Source organism: Bacteroidales bacterium (assembly GCA_035647615.1).
GTDB lineage: Bacteria > Bacteroidota > Bacteroidia > Bacteroidales > 4484-276 > SABY01.
The window spans coordinates 16,126-27,625 of the sequence record DASRND010000010.1 but is presented as its reverse complement, the minus strand read 5'-3'; the positions used below and the strand labels follow the sequence as shown (position 1 = coordinate 27,625).

Sequence of the window (11,500 nt, the reverse complement as noted above, 5' to 3'; positions counted from 1 at the left end):
TAGCGTGTTTTCATAATCAATTTCCGGCAGATTTGTTGCCTTATTTTTTAATCCTAATTCATTGGGTAGCAAAGATTGATCATCCAGTTTTTCTATTTTTTACAGCTGGTATAAAAAAAACCCCTGCCGTCTGGCAGAGGTTTTTTTTAACAAAATTTTAATCAAGCCTATCTAATAACGAGCTTCTCTACTCTGAGAACGCTTTCGCCGATAAACTTAATGAAGTAGATGCCTTTGGCTTCGCTGCTCAGGTCGAGCTGTTGCGATTCCATCAGGTTGCCGTTGTAGATTTCCTGCCCCTGGGCATTCATTACAACGTAGTCGATTTGTGTATCCAGTCTGCTCACGGCGATGTTGAAGATGCCTGACGAAGGATTGGGATAGATCGACAGGTTTTTCAGCGTGTTTTCGCCAATGGAGAGCGGAGCAAGTTTCAGGTCAGTAATTACCGACAGACCGTTGATGGCAAAGGTGCTGCTGTTGGGAGCATCCAGACTGTAAACCACATCCATCGTAAACTCTTCGCCGGTTTCGGCACGGAACACTTTGTAGGTCATGACGTCGCCATCTGCAAAGCCTTCGTTGGCCATAGTGGTTATGTCGTTGCCAAAGAGTGTGAAACCAAGATTAGCGCCTGTGTATTCTACCAGACCGGCACAAACCGATCCGTTAGCAAAAGCACCGATCATGTCGCCAATGCGCAAATTGTTGGTGGCTTTCTGATCGAATGCAACCACATGATTAACGCCTGTGAAGATTACGTCGTTCCAGGAGGTGGTGTTGGCAGCTCTCAGCGGAGCGCTGAACACATTGCCCGAAGATTTGTCGCAGCCGGGATAAGTGAATGTGCCGGCTTGCGTAACTTTCACGTAGTAAGCTTTGCCCGGTACCAGGTTAGTAAGCGTGTAGATGTCGTATTCAGGGTAATAAATCCCGTTTCCGGTGGGTTCCCACGCGATTACAAAACCATCGATGTTGCTAAATACGCCTTCAGCCAGTTCGGAGCATTCCTGCAGAACAGGAATCAGGTTCCAGCCGGTGTGGAGTTGGACAGTCGGATTGGCCATGTTACCGCTGATGGTAAGAGTGGCCTCAGCAGCCATTTTGGTCATGTAGCCGTGGTTGTTGCTAAATGCACCCATGGTGTTGATTCCATATCCCGGATAGAGCAGCTCGGTGAAGTGTTGTGTAATGATCATATCGTCCACAACAGTAGCCATCACATCCGATACGTTAGCAGGTGCAGCAGGTGTAATGTACGACGACCATGCGCTCCAGCCTAACGGTAGAACGATATTCTGTATCATTGGAGCGGATACCACGTTGAATGTAACAGGAACCGTCAGCACAGGAGTTATTGGGTCGTTGCTCATAAATTTGAGCGCATCGTTGTAAATACCGGCTTCAAGACCTTCGGAATCGAAAGTAACCGCAATGTCGATGGATGCGCCGGGAGCCAGTGTTCCTTCAAGGATATCAACGGATAGCCAGGGTTGTCCTACAGATATAGTATACTCTTCAACTTCACCATAACTTGTTACTCCACAAGGAGGCGGATTAGATGAATAGTTCATACGTACACGCATGCGGTAATCACCGGCAGGTGTTCCTGCAGGCACTGCAATAGCACCGGTAAAGGTTTCAGCAACATCCACAGTAGTAAGGATGAACTCTTCGTTGGTGCCTACGCCAAATTCATAATCCAGGTTCCAGTCAACCCAGCAGGTTACCTTGTCAACAGCCCAGGGATTGCCATTGGTAACGACGATGGGTTCAGAAGCACCAGGCGCGATGTTAGTTGACATAGCAGTGTAATCACCAATGGCACTTTGCCATCCGCTGGAGTTGTTGATGTCCCCACAAAGTACGTTTGAAATATACTCGTCCTGATTGGTTGCAGAGGCAGCACAATATTCACCAGCAGCACCTAATGGCAGATACCAATTCAAAGTACCTTGACCATCGTTGGTAAGGGTCACTGTTTTTGTGGTGGTTTTTGCCGGTGGCACAATGTGCGTCTCGGTGAGTGATTCAGGATTAACTGCGATTTCAGGCATCATCGGGATGGTAGCACAAAGCTCATTCGATTTTCCAGTTTGGAAGCCTTCGGCCACTACTTCTGAAACTTTGTAGCAATATTGCTGACCATTGGTAATGTTCACGTCGTCGTAGTAGGTATTGCCATAAACATCAGCGATATCCACACCATTACGATACACGTTGAAGTAAGGAACAAATGCATCTTCACAGGTAAGCTCAGCGATATAGTTGTTGCTGAGACCACAAGGATGTCCTTCGAATACAGACATACCGACAAATAAATAATAGGTACCGGGAATAAGTGTGGCAGTAACAGAGGCTTCCTCACATGGATCAGCTAATGCAGCTGGGATGATGTTTTCTGTAGTATTATCACAGCCAGGTACTCCCGGAACGATTTGTTCGACAAAGCCGGCAACAACAGGGAATTCGGCAGTAACGCTAAAGGTCACAGTTTTTGGTTCAGTGATTACCAGCTCATACCAATCGGTATCTCTGCTGTTGCCACCTTCGACAGTATAGGTGCTTGCCGTTCCCCAGATTACATCACCACAGTTGATGGTTGTAAACATGGGCTCATCCATATTACACCCACCGTTGGTAACGTCTTCGCCACCGTCTTCGATGCAGGGTTCGCCTTCGGCAATAGCGCCGGCGGGCATCTCAAGAATGCACAGGTCCTCCAGTTCAATGGTGAAGTCAAAAGCTGCGGATGAATATGGGTTTAGCCAGAAAATTTTGTAGCTCACACCAGCGGCAGCGTTAAAGCTTACGCCGGAAGCATAGTTGTAGTAGCTGCATTCAGCATACATGTCATCATTGGCAGCAACAAGGTTACCACCACAGGCATCGTACACTTCGATTTTGGTGTCGATGAGTTGTCCTTCCATACATGATGAGATGGTAACGGCTTTGCTTTCGGTAGGTGTAAACTCGTACCAGTAAGGTTGCATGGGAGCTGAGTTAAGACCTTCTACGGCAGTAACTGCTGCACTACATGTTTGTCCTGGCTCGGGTGTGATCTCCTGAACAGTCAGCGTAAATTCAGGAATGCAGTCAGGAGCAGACCAGGTATCGATCATAATAAAATAAGTACCTGCTTCAAGTTCAACAAGCATGTTTTTATTTCCGCTATAGCCTGTAACGAAGGCAATACAATTATTACCGATGGGGTTTTCTGTAGTTATCAACATGCCTGTATAGCCTGTTACGGTAGCGAGATCGAGCTCAATGGTAGCTGCCGCAGTAAGGGTAAGTTGATAAATAATATCCTCGCCGGTATCATAATAAGGCTGTAGGCAGGTGTTTTCGTAAGTATTTCCTCTTCCACAAGTGTAATTGACATCAGTGTAGGGCAAAGTTGTGATAATAATCGGATTATCACAGTCATCACCTACCTCACGACTTCCGTTTGCAACGGGGACAATGGTTGTAGGACCATGCAATTGATTCTCTTTTTCAGTAAGAGCCTGGTTATCCTTAACATTTGATACCGAATAGTTAGCATTGGCATCAAGGTTTGCCGGATAATTAACTCCATCTTCCCAAACCAAATCTACACCATAATAATCAGCTTCGGCCGAAAGCAATACCGGCGGAGCCAGGATAGCCACTGTTTTTGGTCCAACGGCTTCTGATTCGCCCTGGGGATAGACAGCTTTTACGGTGTAAGCATAGGTGCCGGCAGCAAGATTGAGATCATCAATTTCGGTGACATCAGCGGCGATGCTTACCAGGAAATTTTCGTTGCGGTAAACGTTGAAACCAATCAGAGCTCTTGATGTCGATTTTGCAGTTTGACTGGTTGGATTAGCAACTTTAACATAATTTAAATCGCGGGTTGCGATGGAATGTATGCCTGGTTTTTCGATTGGAGGAGCAAAAACCAAATCTGTAGGCGGACCAACATAAACATTATCAAGTGCTATGAAGGAGCCATCATTCATGTTATCCGATATGTATTCACGGAAAGCAATGTAAATTGGTGTTCCTGGAGCAACAAAGTCAGACAGGTTATAGGTGTATAGTTCCCAGTCGGTGCTGCTCGCTGATCCAAAGTTCAGGTTTGCTACTGTGGTTGTGAATGCAGCAGGATTATTTTGGGTAGTCGTTGAAATCAGGATATCCACGGCATCAACATAACTACTAAACCAATAACGCATATAGAAATTCAGCACATCTTCGGCAGCGGTAACGATTTGAGGGGTAACCAGCCACTGGTCGTTTTGTGCACTGCCACCTGTAGTCCAGGTAGCATATACCATTTGAGTACCACCATTAGGGGCAGCGGTGGCTTCGTTTCCAGTCCATCCGGGCAGCGGTGTAGTTCCAACAGCCAGCTGATCCCAACCGGTTCCACCATCGGGGTTTATTTTCAGCCATCCTATAGGTGGGTAAGTATCTTCAAATCCTTCGCTAAATGACGTTGGTGGTGGTGCATCGGGTGAAATCCACGAAAGATGCACATTGTTCACATCTACAATTTGAGCCTGCAAGTTAGTAGGAGGAGCAAGATAGAGGTTCAAGGCAAAGCTGGCAAATACCTCGCCGGAGGCGGGTACCACCAATTCCATTGATTCTGAATTATAGCCATCCTTTATAGCCGTTACGGTGTAGGTTCCTTGAATAACCTGTGCAACGGAATAACCGCCGTTAGCCGCTGTGGTGGCAGTGTATCCGCCTGGTTCAAACGTTATGGTAGCTCCTTCGAGTGGTAAATAGCTGTAAGCATCGGAAACAAACCCGCTAACCTTAGCTGCGCCAATGGTTGTAAAAGTCCACTTGACACTGGTTACAGACCCCGCAGCGTTTTTGGCTTTCACCGTCCAACTGTAGGCTTTTTTGGGTAGCAATATTACGCCTTCGTCTGACAGGTTGATCGATGAGCCAACAAACCAAGGCGATTTGTAAACAGATTGTGATAGTCCTGCGCCTACGCGAACTTCAAACTGCACCTGAGCGGTTCCAGCACCATTGATCCATTCAAACTCGGGTTGCAGCGGAACCATGGTTGCCTGGTTTACCGGGGATACCAAAGTCGGGGCATCGGGTGGTTGGGTTGATGCCACGATTAAAGTTGCCGGAACGAGCAAAGTACCGTCGGTGAGTTCCTGACCGTTGTGGTTAATCTTGATGTTAGCCAGATAGGTGCTATCCACAAGATCGGTAGCATCAAAAGTAACAGTGATGTCCTGCGATGCGCCGGGGGCGATTATACCAGAAATCGGATCAATGGAGAGCCAGGACTCAATAGCGCCCATAAAGCCAAGTCCACAGATCTCAGCTCCGGCTGGGAAAGCTCCAATTAGTGCGGTTGCGCCGGTGGTGATATCGACTATCCTCAATTCTCCCTGATCAGCTGTATAGTTAAAAGCAGCCATGTAGATGTTACCTGATGCAGGATCCCAGGCCATGCTCTGTGCATAGTTACCATCAAAGCCTACCGGCCCAATCGCAGTGGATGCTCCGTTGACTTTATTAATGGCAACTAAATTATCAATAGAGACGTTAAACCCGTACAAATCACCATTACCATCGCATGCTAATGAAATAATAAGCCCTGCACCACAATCACCCACAAAAGTTGTTGCACCTGTCATCAGGTCAAGTTCAAAAAGATGAGTGTTGGCTCCAACATAATCTATTGCATACATCGTGTTGGTTGTATAGTCAAATGCCAAATCTGTAACAGCCAGAGTGCTGCCTACAAGTGTAAATACGCCGGTAGCAACATCAACAGTGAAAAGCTGTGCTAAGTCCTCATCGATCGCATAGAACACATTGTTTCCATCAAAGTCTGCTGCATATACTGAACGTGTCGTTGGGACAGTTAATGAATACACTCCTGGAGTATCTGTATCAAAATTAACATAATCTGACCCTGGATACATATCAAATGCATAGCCTGTTGAGCCTCTAAGAACATCAAAGCCTGCACCTTTTGTGGGACTAGCGTTTGTCGAAGGAGCTTTACCCCTTGATACTTCGCTACCCGTTACCTGTTTTGCAGCAGGAATAGATACTTTTTGTCCTTTCGAAGCCATAAGTTCAATTGCACCACTCCACGTCAGCGGCTCGGTGCCTCCTGTATTAGAGATAGTGAGCATTTGCGTAGCAGTTCCACCTGGCAACAAAGTTTGCGTCAGGCTTTCGGGAGCAACCGAAATGGTAGCATAGCCCAGTTCAAAGTCTTGTGTAGTCGTTAGGTCAGCTATCACCTCAACACCTTCAACAGTTATCGGGAAATAGCCATCGGCTTCGCAGGTAACATCGTAAGTACCCGGAAGCAGCGCATCGAAAAGATAGTAACCTGAGGCATCGGTGTAGGTCTCGTTAACGCCGGCTGTTACCAGTGCTCCCTGGATAACTCCGCGGGTTGCTTCGGTGACTATGCCGGAAAGGGAGCCCGAAACAAATTCTACAACTGCAATATCATCAACGTAAAGGTAGTACTCGTTTATACCTGAATAGCAGTTGAATCCCAAATAGTAAACGCCTGCTGCAGGCACAGTGAAAGTATAGTCCACAATTTGGGGGCTACCCTGATTTATGGATGGAAAATCAAGAATAACATTGGTCATTGCAGTATGTGTTGGATCGGTACCCAAAGCAACCTTCATCTTTTCAACATAACTTGTATTGTTATTCCCATACCTGAATGATAAAAGGTAATTAACACCTTCACTGAGATTCATTCCATTCGTATAAAACCAGGCGTCTGCAGCATACGATGAGTTATAGCTGTACCGCAAGGTTTTACTGGTAAATCCGTAGCCAGGAGCTGCGGCTGTTGCCCAATCGTTACCAAGTCCGATTTTTTCTCTTGAAGTACAAGGAGGTAAATTGGGTACAATAGCGCTTTCAAAATCCTCAATGTAAGGCAAATCTGTTGGTTCACATAATGTGGTAAAAGCACCAGGGCCTGCCCAATCACTTACTTCATCTGTTCCACAGTCGGCTCTTACATAAACCTCATAAGAAGTGTTTGCTGTTAAGCCTGTGATTGTAAAAGGATTGGTGGCAGCGGGAACTATGGTGCCATTATCGGGAAGGAAGCCTGGCTCACCATAGGTAATATCCCACGCAGTTTCGTCACCTTGCGATGTCCAGCCGATTGTGGCAGTAGTGGTGGTAATATCGCTTACTGATACATCCAAAGGTTCAATGCAATCGGGAAGAAGCTCAATTGTTACATCATCCAAATAAATTGTATGGTAGGTGCCTCCTTGTCCATGCTTGAAGGCTAAGTAGGTGTCAGTGCCTGTGTATGCGGTTAGGGCGTATTGGTATTCAGCATAATTTGCAGGAACGGTAAAATTGTTGAGCAAAGTAAAGGTAGCTGCATCCATTGGGTCGCTCATAGTTCCGAGCAAAAGACTATAATTGGTGCCTCCTTTAGCCCAAAACTTTATGCGTAAAGTATTCAATGGATCTATTATCTCAGGGCTAATCAGAAGAAGATTAGCAGTATCTGCACCTGAATTATAAATCTTTACATCGTTAGGCAATGAATGCGAGGTTGTAGAACTTTGCGTTTCAACTGCCACGAATGTGTTAGTTGTATTACTTACGATTTTACTCCAGCAAAGGGGTAGCGCTGGTGGCGTAAGGGCATCAAAATTTTGAAGAATGGGAACGTTGACAGCAACACAAGCGGTTGCAAAAGTAGCAGGGCCAGCCCAGGAGCTTACTTCATCAGTGCCACAGTCGGCTCTTACATACACCTCATAGAAAGTGGCTGATGATAAGCCAGTAAGCGTAAAAGGATTGGTGGCAGCAGAAACTATGGTGCCTGTATTGGGGTCGAAGCCCGGGGTGCCATAAGAAATTTCCCATGCGGTTTCATCGCCGCCGGGTGTCCAGCTTAAGTCAATACTGTTGATTGTTGGATTTTGAGCAATCAGTGATAATGGCTTTGGGCAAGCAGGAGGGACCTGGATCAACAAATTATTTACCATCAAATCGTTGTCGGCATTGCTAATAGTGGATTCAGAATAAAAGGCTAACTTCACAATGCCACTATAATCTGCCAACGAAATAATAACACACTGGCCAAGATTGCTGATTTCGTTGAAAACATAGGTAGAACCAGCATTGTCCCACAGGCGAACCGTATTTGCCGACGACCAGCTTACGCCGCCATCAAGGGAAATTACCACAGCAAATTTGTCATCAACGCCGGTTAAAGCAGGGGGATTGTTGTTACCATAAGCCATCAGTGCTACATCAAATTCCATTTGATAATCGGTGCTGCCGTCACCCAAATCAATTTCGGGTGTAACTAACCAATATTTATGAGTAGTACCATAAATGTTAACTCTTGCTGCTTTATCAGGATTGGCAGCCACATTTAGCCACTCGTCTTTCACCCAACCTGCTGTAGTGGCTGTAAGTATTGAAGTAGGTTCAAGAAGTCCTGAAAATCTACCCCAGCATAATGAGGGGAAGGTAGCTCCATCAAAGTTTTCAGCAAATGGCAGCGTGTAAACACCACACAGGGTTACGAAATTAACGGGGCCGCCCCATGAGCTTACTTCAGCACCGCAGTCGGTGCGAACGTAAACATCATAGAATGTTGAACTGGAAAGTCCGGTTACCGAGTATGAAGGATTTGCAATCCCTTCTACCAAAGTTCCCTGGGTGAGCGGATTGAAACCGGCGATGCCATACAATACATCCCATTGAGAAGCTGTACCCGCTGTCCAACTGATGAGAGCCGAGTTATTGGTGATGTCGCCGGCAACGATGCCGGTGGGAGGTAAACAACCTGCAACAACGCCTGTAAACTGCATGTTTGCGCGGTTGAGTGACGTTGTGCCTAAGTTGGTTGTACCACAAGCTATCTGTGTATCGCTATAGTAGTGAAGCGATAGATTAGTAGCAGTGGGCGTGTAAAATACAGAAGCATTTTGCGAGTAAGATCCCGGGATCATGTCGAAACATACATCCACGAGCAGATTAGAGGTGCCATTCCAAGTAAATGGAGATCCAAAGGTGTGCGTGTTCCAACCGTTAACCGGCAGGAAGTTTTGATCGAACCAAACCTCAGTATAACCTTCATTATCGAAAGTAGTAGTCAGCACAGAAGCTGTGGTGGCTTTAACTTTCATGGTGTAGTTGGGCATGGCCGAGCAAGTGTTTACATTTGCCACATTGAAGCCGATGGCTGTAATGTCGCCGGCCACCAATCCGATCGAAGATAGTTCGCTGGCCAGAACAAGATACTGCTGGCGCAGGTTTTTGTACCAGGTTCCATAGGGCGTTGGTGAGGCTGTAGTGCCGTTAGAGGCCGTGCCAGCGCCCAGCTCTACAGTGCCTGGCTGCGCATACGTAGCGCTGCTAAGCCAAAGGAGCAGAACAATTAATAAACTTGTAACTCTTTTCATAAACGTTAGGTTTAAATTAATAATTATAAAAACTTGATTTTTCAAAAAAATCTTGAAGTACGTAAAGTTAGCTAAAAGGGCATGCTCCGCTAACCCGAAGGCTGTGGCGATGGATGCCAAAAATCGAAAGGAAAATTGATAGGTAGTGTAGTCTTTATCATACGCAATGTATTAGTAAAAATCCAATTGGCAAATATAAAAATATTCCTGACCAAATCATCGTTTCCGTAAAAAAAAACCTTCTACAAAGCAAGCAAGAATTATGGTTTGAACCATCAAGCCATCTCGTTAATTAACATTCTTTAACGACTACTTCCAACTTCATCATAAAGTAAGTTTTTTAATAAAGAGAAGCATTTACACTATTAGCTGTACTTTTGCCCGCTTTAAAGCATAAAAAAGATTGCTATGGATGTGGATATTTTTGTTCCGTGCTTCATCGATCAGCTATATCCATCTACCGCTTTCAGTATGGTTCAGGTGCTCGAAAAGCTGGATGTTGAAGTGCATTACAACCCCAACCAAACCTGTTGCGGACAGATGGCCTTCAACGGTGGCTACCGCGAGGAGGCAAGGAGGCTGGGCATTAAGTTTTTGAGCGACTTCAAGGGCGAGCGGCCTATTGTCGGCGCCAGCGCTTCCTGCATCGGATTTATCCGCAACTACTACGAAAAACTCTTTTACAACTCCCCCTGGCACCTCGAATACAAAAAGATAAAAAACAACATTTTCGAGATCACCGACTTCATCGTTAATGTATTAAAAGTGGATAAAATCCCCGGTACATTCGAAGCCGTGGTCACTTATCATGATTCATGCGCCGCTTTGCGCGAATATCATCTCGACCCTGAAATACCGCGTCGTCTTCTGCGGGGCATCGATGGCGTGCGGCTTGTCGAGATGGAAAAAACGGATGAATGCTGTGGTTTCGGTGGCTCCTTTGCCATCAGGCACGAAGCCATCTCTACAGCCATGGCCGAACAAAAGGTGGAGCATGCGCTCAAAACCGGCGCCGAATACATTATCTCCACCGACTCCTCGTGTCTGATGCATCTGCAGAGCTACATCGACCAACATCAACTGAATTTAAAAACCATGCATATCATCGATCTGATTGCCAAAGCAAGCGATCAGTATCACAAAAAAGCTATTTAACTATGGAAAAAAAAGTACTCAACTTTGCGTTGATAGGCTCAGCGGGATACATTGCCCCGCGGCACATGAAAGCAATCGCCGACACCGGAAACCGCATTGTGGCGGCCCTCGACCCTTTTGATTGCATGGGTAAGATGGACAGCTTTTTCCCCGATTCCGACTTTTTTACCGAACCCGAGCGCTTCGACCGGCACCTCGACAAGCTGCGCCGCCAGAATACAGGCAAAAACATCGACTATGTAAGCATCTGCTCACCCAACTACCTGCACGATGCCCACATCCGTCTGGCTTTGCGCAATGAGGCACATGCTATTTGTGAAAAACCTATCGTGCTTAATCCATGGAATGTGGACGCTTTACAGGAAATTGAGCAAGAGACCGGAAAAAAGATTTACACCATCCTTCAGCTGCGTCATCATCCGGCTATCGTCGGGCTGAAAAAGAAAGTGGACGAAGGCTCGCAGGATAAGATTTACAACGTCGATCTTACCTATTTTACCAGCCGTGGTCGCTGGTATTTTATTTCATGGAAAGGCGATGTTGCCAAGTCGGGTGGAGTGGCTACCAACATTGGTGTGCACTTTTTTGATATGTTGTCGTGGATTTTTGGGGAAGTTATCGACGTTCATGTCACCAACTCTCAGCCTGACAAGGTGAGTGGTTTTTTGGAACTGGAACGGGCGCGCGTGAAGTGGCAGCTCAGTCTGGACGTAAATGATATCCCCACAGAAATACTGCAACGCGGCCAGCGTACCTATCGCAGCATAACAGTAGATGGGGACGAGATCGAATTTAGCCAGGGTTTTACTGATTTGCACACGGTGGCATACGAAAAGATTCTGGCTGGCGAAGGCTTTGGATTGGAAGCTGCACGCAACAGTATCAACATAGTACATAAGATACGCAATGCAACCAAGTGA

Annotated in this window: 3 protein-coding genes; 2 read left to right on the top strand and 1 reads right to left on the bottom strand. The window is 46.2% G+C overall.

Features of this window, described 5'->3' with window-relative positions:
- Window positions 1-167: 167 nt before the first annotated feature.
- Window positions 168-9,425, bottom strand: a complete 9,258-nt coding sequence (locus VFC92_04540) for a choice-of-anchor J domain-containing protein (GenBank protein ID HZK07448.1) — start codon at window positions 9,423-9,425, stop codon at window positions 168-170.
- A 408-nt stretch (window positions 9,426-9,833) separates the two neighbouring features.
- Here VFC92_04540 and VFC92_04535 point away from each other — a divergent pair, with 408 nt between their 5' ends.
- The gene (locus VFC92_04535; GenBank protein ID HZK07447.1) at window positions 9,834-10,580 is read left to right on the top strand and encodes a (Fe-S)-binding protein; all 747 of its coding nucleotides are present in this window, start codon (window positions 9,834-9,836) and stop codon (window positions 10,578-10,580) included.
- Window positions 10,581-10,582: 2 nt separating this feature from the next.
- Window positions 10,583-11,500, top strand: coding sequence for a Gfo/Idh/MocA family oxidoreductase (locus tag VFC92_04530; protein ID HZK07446.1), 918 nt, complete (start codon window positions 10,583-10,585; stop codon window positions 11,498-11,500).

Excerpts from the sequence above, each read along its gene's own strand:
- VFC92_04540 (HZK07448.1), bottom strand. The coding sequence starts at position 9,425 with ATGAAAAGAGTTACAAGTTTATTAATTGTTCTGCTCCTTTGGCTTAGC.
- VFC92_04530 (HZK07446.1), top strand. The coding sequence starts at position 10,583 with ATGGAAAAAAAAGTACTCAACTTTGCGTTGATAGGCTCAGCGGGATAC.
- VFC92_04535 (HZK07447.1), top strand. The coding sequence starts at position 9,834 with ATGGATGTGGATATTTTTGTTCCGTGCTTCATCGATCAGCTATATCCA.